Annotated in this window: 2 protein-coding genes; both read right to left on the minus strand. The window is 75.8% G+C overall.

Features of this window, described 5'->3' with window-relative positions; all coding sequences use genetic code 11:
- Window positions 1–4: 4 nt before the first annotated feature.
- A complete protein-coding gene (locus ACZ4D5_RS40970) occupies window positions 5–9,964 on the minus strand; it encodes an SDR family NAD(P)-dependent oxidoreductase (RefSeq protein WP_467777595.1) in 9,960 nt (3,319 codons plus the stop codon).
- Window positions 9,965–10,036: 72 nt separating this feature from the next.
- On the minus strand, window positions 10,037–20,890 hold the full coding sequence (locus ACZ4D5_RS40975) for a type I polyketide synthase (protein ID WP_467777596.1): 10,854 nt from the start codon (window positions 20,888–20,890) through the stop codon (window positions 10,037–10,039).
- Window positions 20,891–20,927 lie beyond the last annotated feature (37 nt).

Consider the following 20,927-nt stretch of genomic DNA (forward strand, 5'->3'; position numbering starts at 1 on the left):
TCGTTCAGATGTCCCGTTCCGCGAGCCAGCCGCGGATCGCGGCGGTGGTCACGGCGATGTTCTCCTCCATGAGCGTGAAGTGGTCGCCGGGCGTGGTGACCAGCGTGTGCGGAAGGGACCAGGAGGCCCGCCAGCCGTCGTCGTCGAAGCCGTCGGCCTGGTACTGCAGGGGGTCCTCGGCGCGCATGAAGAGCGTCGGAGCCTTGGTCTCGGCGATCTCGCACTCGTCCATCAGCGTGTGGTAGTGCCCCATCGCGCTGAGTCGTACGCCGCTCAACGCGCCGCTGCCGAAGAGGTGTTCGCGGGCGAAGAGGCCCTCCATCATGGCCCGGCTCAGGTCGGCGGAGAACTGCGTGCCGGCCTGGAAGGTGTCCAGGACGACGGTGCCCGAGGGGGACAGCCCCTCCCGCTCCGCCCGCATCGCCAGCGCGTGGCCGATCAGCCCGCCCGCGGAGTGCCCGAGGAGCACGAAGGGCCGCGAGCCCACGGCCGAGCGCAGCGCCTCGACCTGGAGGTCGAGGAACGCCTCGAATGACTCGGGCACCAACTCCCCTTCCCCGAAGCCTGGGTTGACCAGCACCATCACATCACGTTCGCCCTGGATCTGCTGGGCGAGGCCGACGTACTGGAGGGGGCCCGCGGTCGCCGTGATCGCCGGGACGCAGACGAGGGCCGCCCGGTCCTCGTCGCCCCTGGCCAGACGGATCGGCTCCTGCACGTGCTCGGCCGCGTCCTCGGAGCCGAAGGCGGCCCGCAGCCTGCCCGCGGCCTGGATGAGGTCCATGCCGGTCGAGCCCGCCCTGCCGAGGGCGTAGGACTGGCGGTAGAGGGCCTCCAGGCTGTCGAACGGCGAGGCGGGGGCAGGGGCCTCCGTGCCGGTGGCGCCCGCGTCGCCGGGCTCGGGCGCGGTGCCGACGAGGTCGACGAGGTACGCGGCGAGGAGTGCCGTGGTCGGGTGCTCGAACAGCGTGGCCGCGGCGAGCTCCAGGCGCAGCAGGGAGCCGAGCCTGGCGCGCATGTCGATGCCCGCCATCGAGTCCACGCCGAGGTCGAGGAACTCGGTGTCCACGTCGATGACTTCGGCGTCGCCGTGCCCGAGGACCGCGGCGAGCTCGGTGCGGACGAGGTCCTCGACGAGCCGGACGCGGCGGCCGGGCTCGGCGGCGAGGACCCGTGCGACGGCGTCCTGCCCCGACGGCGCGGGGCGGGCGGCGGGCCGCCGGGACGGCGCCTGCGCGGTGGGGGCCCCGGTGTCGCCGGCGCGCCGGAAGCCGGCGGTGGGCACCGCCCGCAGAGTCAGCCCGCGGACCTCGGCGACCGGCCGTCCGGTGGTGTCGGCCAGGTGCAGGCCCAGCGCGCCGTCGCCCGCGTCGGACAGCCGTACGCGCAGGCTCGTGGGGCCCGTGGCGTCGAGGACCCGTACGCCCTCCCAGGCGGCGGACAGCCACACCTGCGTGCCGTCCGCGTCCGTCCCGGCGTCCGCGTCGGCGGGCAGCTCGGCGGTGTGCGCGTGCAGCGCGGCGTCGAGCAGGGCCGGGTGCAGGCCGCCGAAGCCGTGCCCCGCGACGGAGGCCTCGTCGGGCAGCGCCACCTCCGCGAGGATGTCGGCGCCGCTGCGCCAGGCGGCACGCAGACCGCGGAACGCGGGCCCGTGCAGGTGGCCCCGCTCCTGCGCGGCGGCGTAGAGGGCGGCGGGGTCGAGGGCCTGGGCACCGGGCGGCGGCCAGGCGCCGGACAGGGCGCGGAACTCCGAGGTGTCCACGGGGCTCTGCGGGACCGGCGCGACGACGGCGCGGGCGTGGCGCGTCCACTCCCCCGCCTCCTCGCCCGGCGCGGGTTCGGTCCTGGAGTGCACGGTCAGGGTGCGCAGGCCCGCCTCGTCCGCCGCGCCGACCTGGACCTGGACGTGCACGGCGGCGTGCGGGTCGAGGACCAGCGGTGCCTCCAGGGCGAGTTCGGCCACCTGGGCGCAGCCGAGCCTGCCGCCCGCGTACAGCGCCCAGTCGAGCAGGACGCTGCCGGGCAGCACGACGGTGTCCGCGACCGCGTGGTCGGCGAGCCAGGGGTGGGTGGCCTGCGCGAGCCTGCCGGTGACCAGGGCCGTGTCGCTCTCCGCGAGCTCGACCGCGCCGGCGAGGAGCGGGTGGTCGGCGGCCGTGAGCCCCACGGTGCCCGCGTCGCCCGCGGGCGCGGAGACGTCCAGCCAGTAGCGCTGGTGCTGGAAGGCGTACGTGGGTACGTCGACGGGGCGCGCCGACGTGTCGAGCAGGGCCGCCCAGTCGAGGGTCCCGCCCCGCGCCCACAGTGCCGCGGCGGCCGAAAGGAGGGCGGCGCGCGCCTCGTGGCCGTGCCGCAGGGCGGCGGTGACCAGGACGTCGGGGCCGTCGGCCGGCGTGGCTTCCGCGACGGCGGCGGCCGTCTCCGGGGAGACGAGGGTGCCCAGCTCGACGACGGCCTCGACGCCGTCGCCGAGGAGCGCCTTCACCGCGGCGTCCGGCCCGACCGGCTCGCGCAGGGTGCGGAACCAGTGCTCCGCGTCCAGGTCGTCGGCGGCGAGGCGTGCCCCGGTGACGGCCGAGTACATCCGTACGCGTCCGTCGCCCGCGGTGACCTGTCCTGCCAGGTCCGTCAACTGCTCGCGCAGGGACTCGACTTGTCGGGTGTGCGCCACCACGTCGTGCTCGGCCAGCAGGCGGCCCTGTCCGGCGGCGAGCAGCGCGCCGTCGGTGAGGGACAGGACGCCCGCGGCGCAGGCCGCGGCGATCTCGCCACCGCCGAGGCCGACGACGGCGGCCGGAGTGATGCCGGCGGCCGACCACACCGCGGCGAGCGACACCGTGACCGCCCACAGCGCGGGGCGGGCGACGGCCGGGTCGGCGAGCCTGCCCGGTTCGTCGCGCAGGACGCCGAGGAGGGCGAAGCCGGTGTGCGGGGCCAGGGCGGCGGCGCACTCGGCCATGGTGGAGGCGAACACCGGTGAGGCGTCGAGGAGTTCGCGCGCCGCCTCGGCCCATCCTTCGGCCCGGTCGGGGAAGACGAACGCGGTCCTGAGCGGCCCGCGGGCCACGCCGCGCACGGCGTCGTCGCCGGGAACGTCCCCGGCCGCCAGGGCGTCGAGGGCCGCCGCGAAGCCCGTGGCGTCCTCGGCGAGGACCACGGCGCGGTGCTCGAAGGCGGTGCGGCCGGTGGCCAGCGCGACCGCCGTGCCCGCCAGGTCCACGTCCCGCGCCACGGCGTGCTCGCGCAGCCGGGCCGCCTGGGACCGCAGCGCGGAGGGCGACTTGGCGGAGAGGACCCACGGCAGCACGCCGGGAGCCCGCTCCTCGGACGCCCGTCCCGCCGCGTCCTGGGGGGCCTGCTCCAGGATCACGTGGGCGTTGGTGCCGCTGATCCCGAAGGAGGACACCCCCGCGCGCCGCGTGCCCTGCCCCGGCCACGCGACCTTCTCCGTCGCCAGCTCCACCGCGCCGGACGCCCAGTCGACGTGGCCGCTGGGCCGGTCCACGTGCAGCGTGGGCGGGACCACGCCGTGCCGCATCGCCATCACCATCTTGATGACACCGGCGACGCCCGCGGCGGCCTGGGTGTGGCCGATGTTCGACTTCACCGAACCCAGCAGCAGCGCACGGCCGCCCGGCCGCTCCTGGCCGTAGGTGGCAAGGAGCGCCTGCGCCTCGATCGGGTCGCCGAGCGAGGTGCCCGTGCCGTGCGCCTCCACCACGTCGACATCGGCGGCGCCCACGCCCGCGCTCGCCAACGCGTCCCGGATGACCCGCTGTTGGGACGGGCCGTTGGGGGCCGTCATGCCGTTCGACGCGCCGTCCTGGTTGACCGCGGTGCCCCGCACCACGGCGAGGACGTGGTGGCCGTTGCGGCGGGCGTCGGAGAGGCGCTCCACCAGGAGCATTCCCGCGCCCTCGCCCCAGGCGGTGCCGTCGGCGCCCTCGGCGAACGCCTTGCACCGGCCGTCGGGGGCGAGGCCGCCCTGCTTGCCGAACTCCGTGAACACGCCGGGGGTCGCCATGACGGCGACGCCGCCCGCGAGCGCGAGGTCGCACACGCCGCTGCGCAGCGCGGACACGGCCATGTCCAGGGCGACGAGGGAGGAGGAGCAGGCCGTGTCGATCGTCACGGCGGGACCCTCGAAGCCGAAGGTGTAGGCGATGCGGCCGGAGGCGACGCTGCCCGCGGTGCCGTTGCTGAGATAGCCGGCGATCTCCTCGGGGATCTCCTGGAGCCGTGCCACGTAGTCGTGGTGCATCAGGCCCGCGTACACGCCGGTCCTGCTGCGCCGCAGGGTCGTCGGGTCGATGCCCGCGCGCTCGATGGCCTCCCAGGAGGTCTCCAGGAGCAGCCGGTGCTGCGGGTCCATCGTGGTGGCCTCGCGCGGCGACACGCCGAAGAATCCCGCGTCGAACTCGGCGGCGTCGTACAGGAATCCGCTCTCGCGGACGTACGTCGATCCGGTGCGGCCGGGCTCCGGGTCGTAGAGCCGATCGAGGTCCCAGCCGCGGTCGGCGGGGAAGCCGCCGATGCCCTCGCGGCCGCCGATGACCATGTCCCACAGCTCTTCGGGCGAGCCGACGCCGCCGGGGTAGCGGCAGGCCATGCCGACGATGGCGATGGGGTCGTCGTCGGTGGCCCGCGCCTGGACGGCGCGCGCGCCCCGCTCGGCGGGACCGGTGAGCGCCTCGTCCAGGAAGCCGGCGAGCGCCTCGGGGCTCGGGTAGTCGAAGACGAGGGTGGTGGGCAGCTGGACCTTGGTGAACTCGGCGAGGCGGTTGCGGAGTTCGACGGCGGTCAGCGAGTCGAAGCCCAGGTCGGAGAAGGACTGCTCGGGCGCGATGCCGTCGGGCGTGGTGTGGCCGAGCACGGTGGCGACATGCTCGCGCACCAGGTCCACGAGCGCGGCCGAGCGCTCCGCCGCCGAGAGGCCGAGCAGCTTGTCGTGCCACGCCGACGAGGCGGCCGCGGGGGCGGCGGAGGCACGGCGCGGGGCGGACCTGACCAGGGAGCGCAGCAGCGCGGGCGGGTCGGCCTGGCCGCGCAGGTCCAGGCGTACGGGAACGGCGACCGGCGCGGTGAGCCGCACCGCGGCGTCGAACAGGGCAAGGCCCTCGTCGGCGCTGAAGGCGCGAAGGCCGCCGCGGCCGAGCCTGCCCATGTCGGTGTCGCTGAGCTTGCCGGTCATGGCGCTGAGGTCGGCCCACAGGCCCCACGCGAGCGAGTGCGCGGGCAACCCGGCGGCGCGGCGGTGCCGGGCGAGCGCGTCCAGGAAGGTGTTGGCGGCCGCGTAGTTGGCCTGGCCCGGGGAGCCGAAGATGCCCGCGGCGGAGGAGAACAGGACGAACAGGTCGAGGTCCCGCTCCCGAGTGAGCTCGTGCAGGTGCCAGGCGGCGTCCGCCTTGGGCCGCAGCACGGTGTCGAGGCGCTCGGCGGTCTGCGCGGTGACCATGCCGTCGTCGAGGACGCCCGCGGCGTGCACCACGCCGCGCAACTCGGGCAGGGACGCGACGAGTTCGGCCAGCTCGGAGCGGTGCGAGACGTCACAGACGGCGAGGCGCACCTCGGCGCCCGCCGCGCGCAGCTCCTCGGCGAGTTCGGTGGCGCCCGGCGCGTCGGCGCCGCGCCGCCCGGCGAGCACCAGGTCGCGGACGCCGTGGGCGGTGACCAGGTGGCGGGCCACGGCGGAGCCGATGACGCCGGTGCCGCCGGTGACCAGGACGGTGCCCTGCCCCAAGGACACGGCGGGGGCCTCGGCGTCGGGCGCGGTGCGCACCAGGCGCGGCACGAGGACGTCGCCGCCGCGCACGGCGATCTCGGTCTCCTGGTCGGCGAGCGCCGCGCGCACGGCGGGCCAGGGGACGTCGGCGGGCTCGGTGCCGGGGGCCAGGTCGAGCAGCGCGAAACGCTCGGGGTGCTCCGAGCGCGCCGAGCGCACCAGGCCGTGCACCGCGGCCTGCGCCGGGTCGGCGCCCTCGCCGGGGTGCGCCTCGACGGCGCCCCTGGTCAGGACGGTCAGCCGGGCCGGGGCGACGCCGTCGTGCGCCAGCCAGGCGTGGATGCGCTCCAGGGCGTGGCCCACGTGGGCGCGTACCCCTTCGAGGGTTTCGAGGGTGTCGGTGTCGCCGCCTCCGGTGCAGTCCAGGAGGACGGTGTCGGCGGCCGTCAGCTCTTCGAGGGCGGTGTCCGGGCCCCAGACCTGCGGGGCCGCGTCCTCGGCGGCGCCCTTCGCCACCGCCTTGCAGAGCTCCCAGGCCTCGGTGAACAGGGACTCGGCGACCACCGTCCGCCGCGGGCCCGCTGGGGTCTCCGAGACGGGCCGCAGGACGAGTTCGTCGATGCCGACGACGGGGGTGCCGGTGGCGTCGGCGATCCGTACGCGTACGGCGGCGGTGCCCACGGTCGTCAGACAGACGCGGACGGTGCGGGCGCCGCTCGCCCACAGCCGCACCCCGGACCAGGCGAACGGCAGGCGCGAGGTGTTCTCCGCGTCGTCGACCACGCCGCCGAGGCCGATGCCGTGCAGGGCGGCGTCCAGCAGGGCGGGGTGGACGCCGAAGCCGACGACGTCGTCCGCCGCGGCCTCGGGCAGCTCCACGTCGGCGAAGAAGTCGGTGCCGCGCCGCCACGCCCTGCGCAGCCCCTGGAAGGTGGGGCCGTAGGCGTAGCCCTGCTCGGCGAGGGCGGGGTAGAAGTCCTCGATCTCGACCGGGGCCGCGCCGCGGGGCGGCCACACCGTGCCGGTGACCGCGCCGAAGTCGTCGGCGCCGGGGCCCTGTTCCGCGGGGGCGACCACGCCCTGGGCGTGCCGGACCCACTCGGTCTCGACGCCGCTGGTCCCGTCGTCGGAGGGTTCGAGGCGCGAGTGCACGACGACGTGACGGTGGCCCTCGTCGTCGGCGGGGCCCACGCCGACCTGGATCTGCACGGCGTCCTCGGGGGCGAGGACGAGCGGGGTCTCCAGGGTGAGGTCGCGGATGTGGCCGCAGCCCACGTTCTGCCCCGCGCGCAGGGCGAGTTCCACGAAGGCGGTGCCCGGCAGGAGCACGGCGCCCACGACCGCGTGGTCGGCGAGCCAGGGGTGGGTGGCGAGCGAGAGACGGCCGGTGAGCACGGAGCCGCCGGCGGAGCTGCCGTCGGCGACGCTGACGGCGGCGCCGAGCAGCGGGTGGTCGAGCCCGGCGAGCCCGGCGCCGGTCACGTCGCCCGCGCGGCGCGGCGAGACCCGCGGCCAGAAGCGCTGCCGCTCGAAGGCGTACGTGGGCAGGTCCTGGTCCGCGGGCACGGCGGGCAGCAGCGCGCGCCAGTCCACGTCGGCGCCGCCGGTCCACAGCGCGCCGACCGCCCGCAACAGGGCGGCGACCAGGGGCCGTTCGCGGTGGGCGACGGAGGTGACGGTGGCGGAGTGGCCCTCGGAGAGGCTGTCCTCAAGGGGCCGGGTGAGCACGGCGTGCGGGCCGATCTCGAGGAAGGCGTCCACGCGCGGTTCCGCGGCGCGCACGGCGTCCTGGAAGCGGACGGCCTCGCGGGCGTGCCGTACCCAGTACTCGGGGGACGTGATGTCGTCCGCCGCGGGCTCGCCGGTGACGGTGGAGACCATCGGGACGGCCGGGCGGGAGAAGGTGAGGCGCGCGAGCACGGAGCGGAACTCGTCGAGCATCGGCTCCATGAGCGGCGAGTGGAAGGCGTGGCTGACCTGGAGCCTGCGGTGGCGCCGTCCGGCCTGCGCGGCGGCCTCGGCCACCTGGTCGACGGCGTCCGACGCGCCGGACACGACGACGGCGGAAGGGCCGTTGACCGCGGCGACCGCCACCTGCTCCCGGTGCTGCTCGGGCAGGGCGCGCAGCCATGCGTCGGCCTGCGCCGGGGTGGCGTCGAGCGCCAGCATGGCGCCGCCGTCCGGGAGTTGCTGCATCAGGGCGCCGCGGGCGACGGCCAGCGTGACCGCGTCCTGGAGGGAGAGCACTCCGGCCACGTGAGCCGCGGCGATCTCGCCGATGGAGTGGCCGAGGACGACGTCCGGGCGCACGCCCCACGCCTCCAGGGTGCGGAACAGCGCGACCTCGACGGCGAAGAGCGCTATCTGGGTGTAGCGGGTCTGATGGATCAGGTCCGCGTGGTCCGTGGAGCGCCCCGCGGCACCGGCGAGCACCACGTCCGCCAGCGGGACCTCCAGCTGCGGGTCGGCGGCCGCGCAGACGGCGTCGAACGCCGCGGCGAACGCGGGCAGTTGCTCGTACCACTGCCCTCCCATGCCCGCCCACTGGGCGCCCTGTCCCGCGAAGACGAAGGCGGTCTTGGCGCCGGGCACGGCCGTGCCGTGGACGAGGTGGCGGCCCGCGGTGCCCTTGTCGGCCAGGGCGTCGAGGGCTTCGGTGAACCCGGCGGCGTCCTCGGCGAGGACGACGGCGCGGTGCTCGAAGGCGGTGCGGGTGGTGGCCAGCGCGACCGCCGTGCCCGCCAGGTCCACGTCCCGCGCCACGGCGTGCTCGCGCAGCCGGGCCGCCTGGGAGCGCAGCGCGGAGGGCGACTTGGCGGACAGCGGCCACGGCAGGACACCGGAAGCCGGGGCCCCGTCCTCCGCGGCGGCCTCGTCCGTGGCGGCCTCACGCGGGGCCTCTTCCAGGATCACGTGGGCGTTGGTGCCGCTGATCCCGAAGGAGGACACGCCCGCGCGGCGCGGCCCTTCGCCCGGCCAGGCGGTCTTCTCGGTCGCCAGCTCCACCGCGCCGGACGCCCAGTCGACATGGCTGCTGGGCTCGTCCACGTGCAGGGTGGGCGGGACCACGCCGTGCCGCATGGCGAGCACCATCTTGATGACGCCCGCGACACCGGCGGCGGCCTGGGTGTGGCCGATGTTCGACTTCACCGAACCCAGCAGCAGCGCACGGCCGCCCGACCGCTCCTGGCCGTACGTGGCGAGGAGCGCCTGCGCCTCGATCGGGTCGCCGAGCGAGGTGCCCGTGCCGTGCGCCTCCACGACGTCCACATCCGCGGCGCCGACCCCCGCGCTCGCCAACGCCTCGCGGATCACGCGCTGTTGGGAGGGACCGTTCGGTGCCGTCATGCCGTTCGACGCGCCGTCCTGGTTCACCGCGGAGCCGCGTACGACGGCGAGGACGCGGTGGCCGTTGCGGCGGGCGTCGGAGAGGCGCTCCACCAGCAGGACGCCGACGCCCTCGCCCCAGGCGGTGCCGTCGGCGCCCTCGGCGAACGCCTTGCAGCGGGCGTCGGCGGAGAGACCGCCCTGCTTGCCGAACTCCGCGAACACGCCGGGGGTCGACATCACGGTGACGCCGCCGACCAGGGCCAGCGGGCAGTCGCCCGAGCGCAGGGCGCGGGCCGCGAGGTGCAGCGCCACGAGGGAGGCCGAGCAGGCGGTGTCGACCGTCACGGCGGGGCCCTCGAAGCCGAGGGTGTAGGAGATGCGGCCGGAGACGACGCTGGAGGCGTTGCCGGTCAGGAGGTGGCCGAGGGACTCGTGCCCGGCGTGGTTGAGCATGCCGGGGTAGTCGGCGCCGTTGACGCCGACGAACACCCCGGCCTTGCTGCCGTGCAGGCCGGTGACGTCGATGCCGGCGCGCTCGAAGGTCTCCCAGGAGGTCTCCAGGAGCAGCCGTTGCTGAGGGTCCATCTCCAGGGCTTCGCGCGGGGATATGCCGAAGAAGGAGGCGTCGAACTCGGTGGCCGTGTCGAGGAAGCCGCCCTGCGGACGGGTCCCGCCCTCGGGCTGCTGCCAGCCGCGGTCGGCGGGGAAGTCGCTCATGGCGTCGACGCCGTCGCGCAGCAGGTCCCAGAAGGCCTCGGGCGTGCCGGCCCCGCCCGGGAACCGGCAGCCCATGCCGACGATCGCGATGGGCTCGCGCTCGGCCTCCTCCAGGTCTCGGACACGGTCCCTGGTGCGCTTCAGGTCCGCCGTCACCCGCTTCAGGTACTCGACGACCTGCTCTTTCTCAGCCATGTCCGAAACCCCTCGTCGTGCAGAACGTGCTTGTGGGCCGTGTGTGCGGCGATGCGTGCAGCCGTGCGCGCATCAGCTCAGCCCGATCTCGTCGTCGATGTAGCGCAGCAGCTCTTCCTCGCTGACCTCGCTCAGCTCGTCGGCCCCGACGTCCTGGGCCCTGTCACCGCCGGGCGCGGCGCCGGCCAGCGTCCTGGAGCGTTCCCGCCAGCGCAGCAGCAGGGTCTCCAGACGGGCCGTCAGCTTGTTGACCTCGGCCTCGTCACGCTCGTCGTCGAGCATGGCCTCCAGCCGGTCGACGGTCTCCTTGCCCCACTCCTCGGCCTCCGTCTCGGGCAGCAGGATCCCGAGCAGACGACCGGTGAGCGCCTCGGGCGTGGGGTAGTCGAAGACGAGCGTGGTGGGCAGCCTCGTGCCGGCCATCCGGGCCAGGCGGTTGCGGAGTTCGACGGCGGTCAGCGAGTCGAAGCCGAGCTCCGTGAACGGCCGGGTGGCCGAGATCTGGTCCCCCGTGCCGTACTTGAGGACCGCGGCGATCTGCCCGCGCACCGTCTCGAGCAGGGCCTCCTGCCGCTCGGCCGCGGGCAGCGCGGAGAGGCGGCCGCGCAGCGCCTGGGCGTCCGGCGTCGTGGCGCGGCGCGGCGCCGAGCGCACGAGGCCACGCAGCAGCGCGGGCGTGTCCTCGCCGCCGCGCAGCCGGGCGCGGTCCAGCTGGACCGGCGCGGTGTGCGGCAGGCCGCTCGTGAGCGCACGGTCGAAGAGGGCGAGCCCCTCCTCCGTGCTGAACGGCAGGACACCGCCGGCGCTCATGCGCCGCAGCTCGGCCTCGCTGAGAGTGGCGGTCAGTTCGCTGGTCTCCTCCCACAGACCCCACGCCAGGGACTGCGCGGGCAGACCCTCCGCGCGACGGCGTACGGCCAGCGCGTCCAGGAACACGTTGGCCGCCGCGTAGTTGGCCTGACCCGGCGAGCCGAAGACACCGGCCGCCGACGAGAACAGCACGAAGAGTTCGAGGTCGCGCTCGCGCGTGGCCTCGTGCAGGTGCCAGGCGGCATCCACCTTCGGCCGCAGCACCGACTCCAGCCGCTCCACCGTCAGACCCGTCACCACACCGTCGTCCACCGCACCCGCCGCATGCACGACACCACGTACGTCCGGCAGCCCCGCCAACAACTCCTCCACCGCGGCGCGATCGGCCACATCACAGGCCACCACCCGCGCCTTGGCACCCAGCTCCTCCAGGGCGGACACCAACTCGCCAGCCCCCGGCGCCTGTTCGCCCCGACGGCTCGCCACCACCACGTCCCGCACACCGTGCGCGGCGACCAGGTGCCGCGCCACCGCGGCACCCACCACGCCGGTGCCACCGGTCACCAGCACCGAACCCTCGCCGGACCAGGACACACCGCCGTCGGAGGCGGCAGCGGCGTCCGTGCCGACCAGGGCCAGCCTGGGTACGTACGTCTCCCCGTCGCGCAGGGCGATCTCCGGCTCGTCGGCGGCGACGGCCGCGGCCAGGACGGCCACGGGCACGTCGGCGGCCTCGCCGTCGGTGTCCACCAGCACGAAGCGGTCCGGGTGTTCGGCGCGGGCCGAGCGCAGGAAACCGCGCACGGCGGCCTGTGCGAGGTCCACCGGGCCGGTGCCCGACACGGCGACGGCGCCCCGGGTGACCACGGCGAGCCTCGCGTCGGCGAGCGCCTCGTCGGCGAGCCACTCCTTGGCGCGCGCGAGGGCGGCGGTCACCGCCTCGCGGACCCGCTGCGGCAGGTGCTCGCCACCGCTCTCCCGCCGGGCGTGGGCGTCGAGCGCGGCGGCGTCCAGGAGGACGAGCCGCACGCCGTCGGCGACGGCGGCCTCGATCTCCTCGGCCGACCGCGTGCCGTCCCACAGGAGCCAACGCCCGGGCTCCGCGGGCTCGTCGAACCCGCGGCGCTCCCAGCGCACTTCGTACAGCGAACGCGCCGCGGTGGCACCGGCCGAGCGGAGCCGGGCCGCGGTGACCGGGCGCAGCTCGACCCGGTCCGCGCCGAGCAGCGGGGTGCCGTCGGCGTCGGTGGCGCGCACCCGCAGGGCGCCGTCGTCGGCCGGGGACAGCAGGACCCGTACGATCCGGGCGTCGTCGGCCGCGTCGGTGCCGGTGGCGGTGTCGAGGCCGCCGGCCCGCACCCGCACGCCCCGCCAGACGGTGGGCTGCAGGGCACCCGCGGTGCCGGGGCCGCCCGCGTCGGTCAGCCGCCAGGCGTGGCAGACGGACTCCAGCAGCGCGGCGCGCGGCGCCAGGCCGTCGGCGGCCTGCTCGGGCAGCTCGACCTCGGCGTAGACGTCGTCGCCGGTGCGCCAGGCGGCGCGCAGTCCCTGGAGGGCGGGGCCGAACTGCTGCCCCGCGGCGAAGAGTTCGCCGTAGAGCCCCGCCGTGTCCGCCGGGGTGGCGTCGGCCGGCGGCCAGGTGCCCGCGAGCCGCCCGTACGCCTCGTCGGTCTCCTCGGCCGCGGGGCGCAGCTCGGCGGTGGCGTGCAGGGTCCACTCCGCGGTGGCGTCGCCGTCGGGCTGTGCGTGGACGGTGAGGCGGCGGTGTCCGGAGTCGTCGGGCGCCGCGGCCATCACCTGGACGCGGACGGCTCCGTCGGGGGCCAGGAGCAGCGGCTCGTGCTGCTCCAGGTGCGCGACGCCGGGCAGGCCGAGGCGGTCCGCGGCGTACAGCGCCCAGTCGAGCAGGGCGCCGCCGGGCAGCACGGGCGTGTCGAGCACGGTGTGCTCCGCGGGCGACGCCGCGGCCGGGGCGGTGAGCCTGCCGGTGAACAGGATGGTGTCGGTGCCGGCGGGCACGACGGCCGCGGCGAGCACCGGGTGGTCGGTGGCCTCCTGGCCGACACCGCCCGGGTCCCCGAAGTCCTGCGGCGCGTCCAGCCAGTAGCGCTCCCGCTGGAAGGCGTACGTCGGCAGGTCGACGGCGTCGGCCCGCTCGTCCGGGGCCGGGGTGAGCGCGGTCCAGTCCACGCCGAGGCCGCGGGTCCACAGGGCGGCGGCGTTGCGCAGCAGGGCCGTGCGCTCGTCCTCGTCGCGGCGCAGGGTGCCGGTGACGACGACCTCGCGGCCGCCGGACTGCAGCGCGGCGTCCTCCAGGGCCGCGGTGGTGACCGGGTGCGGGCTGATCTCGACGAAGGTGTCGACGCCGCTCTCCATGAGGTCGGCGACGACCTGGGCGAAGCGCACCGGCTGACGGAGGTTGCGGTACCAGTACTCGGTGTCGGCCTCCGGGCCCCGGATCTCCTCGCCGGTCACGGTGGAGCGCCAGGTCACCTGGGGCCGCGCCGGGCTGATGTCGCCGAGCTCCTTGAGGAGGCGGTCCTTGATGAGCTCGACCTGGGGCGCGTGCGAGGGGTAGGTGACGGGGATGCGGCGGGCGCGGATCCCGTCGGCCTCGCAGCCGTCGAGGAGCTGCTGGAGCGGTCCCTCGTCACCGGCGACGACGACCGCGCCGGGGCCGTTGACGGCGGCGATGACCACGCCGGTGGCGGGGTCGGCGGCGCCGTCGGGGTTCGTGTACCGGTCGATGAGGGCCTGCGCCTCGTCGGCGGGCACGGTCAGCGAGGCCATGCCGCCGCGTCCGGCGAGCTCCTCGGCGATGACGCGGCTGCGCAGCGCCACGAGGCGGGCGCCGTCGGCGAGCGACAGGGCACCGGCCACGCAGGCCGCGGCGATCTCGCCCTGGGAGTGGCCGACGACCACGGAGGGCGTGATGCCGGAGTGCTGCCAGACCTTCGCGAGGGAGACCATGACGGCCCACAGGGCGGGCTGCACCACGTCGACGCGCTCCAGGGCCTGCTGGTCGCCGAGGACGTCGAGCAGGTTCCAGTCCGCGTGCGGCGCGAGCGCGTCGGCGCACTCGCGCAGGGCGGCGGCGAACACCGGCGAGGACTCCATCAGACCGAGCGCCATGCCGGTCCACTGGGCGCCCTGGCCGGGGAAGACGAAGGCCACGTTCGCGCCGGGGCGCACGGTCCCGGAGACGAGCCCGGGCACCTCGGTGTCCTGGCGGGCCAGGCCCGCGAGTCCCTCGGCGAAGCCCGCCGGGTCGGCGGCGAGGACGACCGCGCGCTCGTCGAACGCGGTGCGGCCGCCGATGAGCGCGGCGGCCGTCGCCGCGGGGTCGGCTCCTTCGGCCGCGAGGGCGCGCAGCCGCTCGGCCTGGCCGCGCAGGGCCGCGGCGGACTTGGCCGAGACGAGCCACGGCAGGACGGCGCCTTCGGCGGCGGCGAGCACGGGCTCGGGCCGCCGGACGTCCCGCTCCGGCTCCTCGGCGTCGGGGGCCTGTTCGAGGATGACGTGGGCGTTGGTGCCGCTGATGCCGAAGGAGGACACCGCGGCGCGGCGCGGCCTGCCCGTCTCGGGCCAGGCGACGGCCTCGGTGGCCAGTTCGACGGCGCCCGCGGTCCAGTCGATGTGCTCGCTGGGCCGCTCGGCGTGCAGGGTCCTTGGCACGGTGCCGTGCCGCAGGGCGAGCACCATCTTCATGACGCCCGCGATACCGGCGGCGGCCTGGGTGTGCCCGATGTTGGACTTCACCGAGCCGAGCAGGACCGGCTGGTTGCCGTCACGTTCCTGGCCGTAGGTGGCGAGCAGTGCCTGGGCCTCGATCGGGTCGCCGAGCGAGGTGCCCGTGCCGTGCGCCTCCACCACGTCCACGTCGGACGCGGCGAGGCCCGCGTTGGCGAGCGCCTGCCGGATGACCCGCTGCTGCGAGGGGCCGTTGGGCGCGGTCAGGCCGTTGGAGGCGCCGTCCTGGTTGACGGCCGAGCCCTTGATGACGGCGAGGACGCGGTGGCCGTTGCGGCGCGCGTCGGAGAGCCGCTCGACGAGGACCATGCCGGCGCCTTCGGCGACGCCCATGCCGTCCGCGGCGTCGGAGAACGCCTTGCAGCGGCCGTCGTGCGCGAGGCCGCGCTGGCGGGTGAACTCGGCGAAGATCGTCGGGGTCGACATCACGGTGACACCGCCGGCGAGCGCCAGGTCGCACTCGGCGCGCTGCAGGGCGCTGACGGCCATGTCCAGCGCGACCAGGGACGAGGAGCAGGCCGTGTCCACGGTCACGGCGGGGCCCTCGAAGCCGAGGGTGTAGGAGACGCGGCCGGTGGCCACGCTGCCCGCGTTGCCGTTGCTGAGGAAGCCGGCGACGTCCTCGGGGACGGAGCGCAGGCGCGCCGCGTACTCGTGGTACATCAGGCCGGAGAAGACACCGGTCCTGCTGCCGCGCAGCCGCGTCGGGTCGACGCCCGCGCGCTCGATGGCCTCCCAGGACAGCTCCAGGAGCATCCGGTGCTGGGGGTCCATGGTGACGGCCTCGCGCGGGGAGATCCCGAAGAAGGAGGCGTCGAAGTCGGCGGCGTCGTGCAGGAATCCGCCCTGGTCCACCAGGGAGGTGCCGGGGCGCTCGCCCGTGGGGTCGAAGAACGAGTCGAGGGCCCAGTCGCGGTCCGTCGGGAAGCCGCTGATGCCCTCGCCGCCGTCGGCGAGCAGCTGCCACAGCTCCTCGGGCGAGTCGACGTGGCCGGGGAAGCGGCAGCTCATGCCGACGATCGCGATGGGCTCGTCGTCCGCCACGACCCGCGCCACCGCGCTGTGCCGCCGCTCGGTCGTGCCGGCGAGGAGGCCGTGCAGGTGGGCGCCGAGCGCGGCCGGTGTCGGGTAGTCGAAGACCAGGGTCGCGGGCAGCCGGGTGCCGGTGAGTTCGTTGAGCCGGTTGCGCAGCTCCACGGCGGTCAGGGAGTCGAAGCCCAGATCCTTGAAGCCGCGGTCGACGGGGACCGCGTCGGCACCGGAGTGGCCGAGCACGGCGGCGACCTGGGCCCGGACGAGGTCGACGAGCATGCTCTCGCGCGCGTCCTCGGGCGTCGCCTCGTACTGCGCGCGCCAGCCGCGGCCCGCGGGGGCACCGGCGGCGCGGCGCGCGGGGGTGCGCACCAGGGCGCGCAGCAGCGGGGGCACCTGCCGGTCCTCGGCGCGGGCGCGGGACAGGTCGAGGCGTACGGGGACCAGGTGCGGGGCGTCGAGGGCCAGCGACTGGTCGAGGAGGGCGAGGCCCTCCTCGGTGCCGAGCATCTGGAGTCCGCCGCGGTCGAGCCTGGCCCTGTCGGCCTCGCTGAGGGTGGCGGTGAGTTCGCTGGTCTCCTCCCACAGACCCCACGACAGGGACTGCGCGGGCAGTCCCTCGGCGCGGCGGCGTACGGCCAGCGCGTCCAGGAACACGTTGGCCGCCGCGTAGTTGGCCTGACCCGGCGAGCCGAAGACACCGGCCGCCGACGAGAACAGCACGAAGAGTTCGAGGTCGCGCTCGCGCGTGGCCTCGTGCAGGTGCCAGGCGGCATCCACCTTCGGCCGCAGCACCGACTCCAGCCGCTCCGCGGAGAGACCGGTCACCACGGCGTCGTCCACCGCACCCGCCGCGTGCACGACACCGCGCACGTCGGGCAGTTCCGTCAGCAGTTCTTCCACCGCGGCGCGATCGGCCACGTCACAGGCCACCACCCGCGCCTTGGCGCCCAGTTCCTCCAGGGCGGACACCAACTCGCCTGCCCCCGGGGCCTGTTCGCCGCGACGGCTGACCAGCACCAGCTCACGCACGCCGTGCGCGGTCACCAGGTGGCGCGCGACCGCGGCACCCACCACGCCGGTGCCGCCGGTCACCAGCACCGAACCCTCACCGGACCAGGACACACCGCCGCCGTCAAGAGCCGGGGCGTCGGGGCGGATCAGGCGCGGGACGAACGCGGCGTCGCCGCGCAGGGCGACCTCCGGCTCGCCCTCGGCGACAGCCGCGGCGAGCACATCGGCGAGGACCTCTGCGGGCTCGCCGTCGGTGTCCACCAGCAGGAAGCGGTCCGGGTGTTCGGACCGGGCGGAGCGCAGCAGGCCGTGCACGGGAGCCTGCACCGGGTCGGGCAGTTCCTCGGGCGCGACGCCGACGGCGCCGCGCGTCAGCACGGCGAGCCGGGCCCGGGCGGGCGTCTCCCGGGCGAGCCACTCCTGGACACGGGCCAGCACGGCGCCGGTCAGGGCGTGGGCCGCGGCCGGTACGTCGTCGCCGGCGGGCAGGCCCTGGGCCGTGCAGTCGAGCAGCACCAACTCGGGGTCGGCGGCGAGGACTTCGGCGAGCGGGGTGTCCGGGTGCCAGGGGGCGGTGCGGGGCGCCTCGGCGGTCGCGGGCCGCCAGGCGTCCCAGCGCGGGACGTACAGCGACCGGGTGGGGACCGCGCGCACGTCGGCGGCGGAGAGCGGGCGCAGGACCAGCTCGTCCACGGAGGCGACGGGGGTGCCCGCGGCGTCCGTGGCGAGCAGCCGTACGCCGTCGCCGTCTCCCTCGGCCGCGGTCAGCCGCACGCGCAGCGAGGTCGCGCCCTCGCTCAGGCTCTGTACGCCGGACCAGGCGAACGGAAGGCGCACGGTGCCCTCGTCCCCGAACAGACCGCCCAGACCCATGGCGTGGAGGGCGGCGTCGAGGAGGGCGGGGTGGGCGAGGAAGTCGTCGGCGGCCGCCTCTTCGGGCAGGGCCACCTCGGCGAACACCTCGTCGCCGCGGCGCCAGACGGACTGCAGGCCCTGGAAGGCGGGGCCGTACTCGTAGCCGCGCTCGAACAGCGCTCCGTAGAAGTCGCCCATCTCGACGGGGGCGGCACCGGCGGGCGGCCAGGCGCCCTGGAGGTCACCGAACTCCCCCGGATCCTGGGGCTCTTCGGCCGTCAGGGTGGCGGTGGCGTGCCGGATCCACTCGGCGGGCTCGTCCTGGTCTGCGGTGCCGGTCCGGGAGTGGATGGTCGCGGTCCGCGCACCGGTCCCGTCGGCCTCGGCGACCTGGACCTGGAGGGTGACGCCCGCGTCCGCGGTGAGAGTGAGGGGGCGCTCCAGCGTGAGCTCCTGCACCCGGCCGCAGCCGCTCTCCCGGCCCGCGGCGAGCGCGAGTTCGAGGAAGGCGGTGCCCGGCAGGAGCACGGTCTCCATGAGCGCGTGGTCGGCGAGCCAGGGGTGGGTGGGCAGGGAGATCCGGCCCGTGAAGACGGCCGCGCCGGACTCGGCGGGGATCGTTGCGGCGGCGAGCAGCGGGTGGGTGACGGGGTCGAGCCCGATGCCCGCGGCGTCCCCGGTGCCCGCGGGGCCCTCCATCCAGAAGCGGCGCCGCTGGAACGGGTAGGTCGGCAGCTCGGCCGCCTCGGTCAGGTCGGCCGGGGTCGCGGTGGCCGCCGCGCCGTCCAGGAAGGCGTCCCAGGAGATGGCGGCGCCGCGGGTCCACAGCGCGGCGGCGGCGCGGGTCAGGGCGGTGCTCTCGTCCTGGTCGCGGCGGAGCGTCCCGGAGACGACCACGTCGTCGCGGCCCGCCGCGGCCGCGAGGTCCTCGATGGCGGGGGCGATCACCGGGTGCGGGCTGATCTCGACGAACGTGTCGATGCCGCGCTCCAGGAGCGCGGTGACCGTCTCGGCGAACCGCACGGGCTCGCGCAGGTTCCGGTACCAGTACCGCGCGTCGGCCTGGCCCTCGGCCAGGGGCTCCACGGTCACCGACGAGTGCATGGGCACGGACCCGGCGCGGGGCGCGACGGGCTCGGCGACCTGGAGGAGCCGCTCGCGGACGCTCTCGACGTGCGGGGTGTGGGAGGCGTAGTCGACCGGGATGGTGCGGGCGCGGACGCCCGCGGCCTCGGCGGCCTCGGAGACCTCGGCGAGCACCTCGGGGGCGCCCGCGACGACGGTCGCGCCGGGGCCGTTGACGGCGGCCACCCACACGCCCTCGCGTCCTTCGAGGAGTTCGGCGGCGCGCTCGGCGGACGCGGCGAGGGAGACCATGCCGCCCTGGCCCGCGAGGTCCTCGGCGATGGTGCGGCTGCGCAGCGCGACCAGGCGCGCCCCGTCCTCCAGCGAGAGGATGCCCGCGGCACAGGCGGCGGCGATCTCGCCCTGCGAGTGGCCCGCCACGACGTCGGGGGTGATGCCCGCGGCCTGCCAGACCTTCGCGAGGGAGACCATGACGGCCCACAGGGCGGGCTGCACCACGTCGACGCGCCCCAGGGCCTGTTCGTCGCCGAGCACGTCGAGCAGCCGCCAGTCGGTGTGCGGCGCGAGCGCGTCGGCGCAGGCGCGCAGGGCTTCGGCGAAGACCGGCGAGGACTTGAGGAGTCCGGTGGCCATGCCGGTCCACTGGGCGCCCTGGCCGGGGAAGACGAAGGCGACCTTGGCGCCGGCGCGCGCGGTGCCGTGCACCAGGCCCGGCGCGTCCGCCGTGCCGTCGGCGAGCGAGGCGAGGGCCGCGGGGCGCTCGTCGCCGAGGACGACGGCGCGGTGGGCGAAGGAGGCCCGGGTGCGGACCAGGGCGGCGGCGACGGTGTCCGCGTCGGGGGCGCCCGCGTCGGCGAGGAAGGTGCGCAGCCGGGCGCCCTGCTCGTGCAGCGCGGCGTCGTTCTTGGCGGACAGCGGCCAGGGCGCGGTGACGCCGGTGAGCACCGGGGTCGCGGCGTCGCCCGCGGACGGCTCCCCGGCCTCCGGCTCCTGCGGCTCCGGGGCCTGTTCGAGGATGACGTGGGCGTTGGTGCCGCTGATGCCGAACGAGGAGACCGCGGCGCGGCGCGGCCTGCCCGTCTCGGGCCAGGCGACGGCGTCGGTCACCAGCTCGACGGCGCCCGCCGTCCAGTCGACGTGCGGGGTGGGCTCGTCCACGTTCAGGGTGGGCGGCACCACGCCGTGCCGCAGGGCGAGCACCATCTTGATGACGCCCGCGATGCCGGCCGCCGACTGCGTGTGGCCGATGTTGGACTTCACCGAGCCGAGCAGCAGCGGCCTGTCCTCGGGGCGGTCCTGGCCGTAGGTGGCCAGCAGCGCCTGGGCCTCGATCGGGTCGCCCAGGGTCGTGCCGGTGCCGTGCGCCTCCAGGGCGTCGATGTCGGACGCGGCGAGGCCCGCGTTGGCGAGCGCCTGCCGGATGACCCGCTGCTGCGAGGGGCCGTTGGGCGCGGTCAGGCCGTTGGAGGCGCCGTCCTGGTTGACCGCGGAGCCGCGGATGACGGACAGGACGCGGTGGCCGTTGCGGCGCGCGTCGGAGAGCCGCTCGACGAGCAGCACGCCGACGCCCTCGCCCCAGGCGGTGCCGTCCGCGGCGGCCGCGAACGCCTTGACGAGGCCGTCCTGGGAGAGCCCGCGCTGCTTGCTGAACTCGGTGAAGGCGGCCGGGGTCGACATCACCATCACGCCGCCCACCACGGCCAGCGAGCTCTCCTTGTTGCGCAGCGACTGCGCCGCGAGGTGCAGCGCGGTCAGCGAGGAGGAGCAGGCGGTGTCGACGGTGACGGCGGGGCCCTCGAACCCGTACGTGTAGGAGAGCCGTCCGGAGAAGATGCTGGAGGCGTTGCCGGTCAGCAGGTAGCCCTCGCTGTCCTGCGTGTTGCCCACGTTCGAGCCGTAGCCGGACAGGACGCCGCCGACGAAGACCCCCGCGCTCTCGCCGCGCAGCGTGCCCGGGTCGATCCCGGCCCGCTCGAACGCCTCCCAGGAGGCCTCCATGAGCACCCGCTGCTGCGGGTCCATGGCGAGGGCCTCGCGCGGGGATATCTCGAAGAACTCGGCGTCGAAGTCCGCGGCGCCGTCGATGAATCCGCCCTTGCGGATGTACGAGCTGCGCGGGCGCAGCCCCTCCGGGTCGTAGAGGGCCCCCAGGTCCCACCCGCGGTCCGCGGGGAAGTCCGCGATGCCCACGCGCCCCTCGGCGACCAGCTCCCACAGGTCCTCGGGGGTCTGCACCCCGCCGGGGAACCGGCAGCTCATGCCGATGACGGCGAGCGGCTCACGGGCGGCCTCCTCGACGGCGCGCAGCCGTGCGTAGGAGTCGCGGGCGTCGGCAACCGCCTGCTTCAGGTACTCGCGGAGCTTCTGCTCGTTCGACATCCAATCCTCTTCCGATCCAACAAATGCAGTCAGCAGG

This window comes from Streptomyces sp. NPDC025651 (genome assembly GCF_055558735.1).

Coding starts and splice junctions, on each gene's coding strand:
- ACZ4D5_RS40970 (WP_467777595.1), bottom strand. CDS start 9,964: ATGGCTGAGAAAGAGCAGGTCGTCGAGTACCTGAAGCGGGTGACGGCG.
- ACZ4D5_RS40975 (WP_467777596.1), bottom strand. CDS start 20,890: ATGTCGAACGAGCAGAAGCTCCGCGAGTACCTGAAGCAGGCGGTTGCC.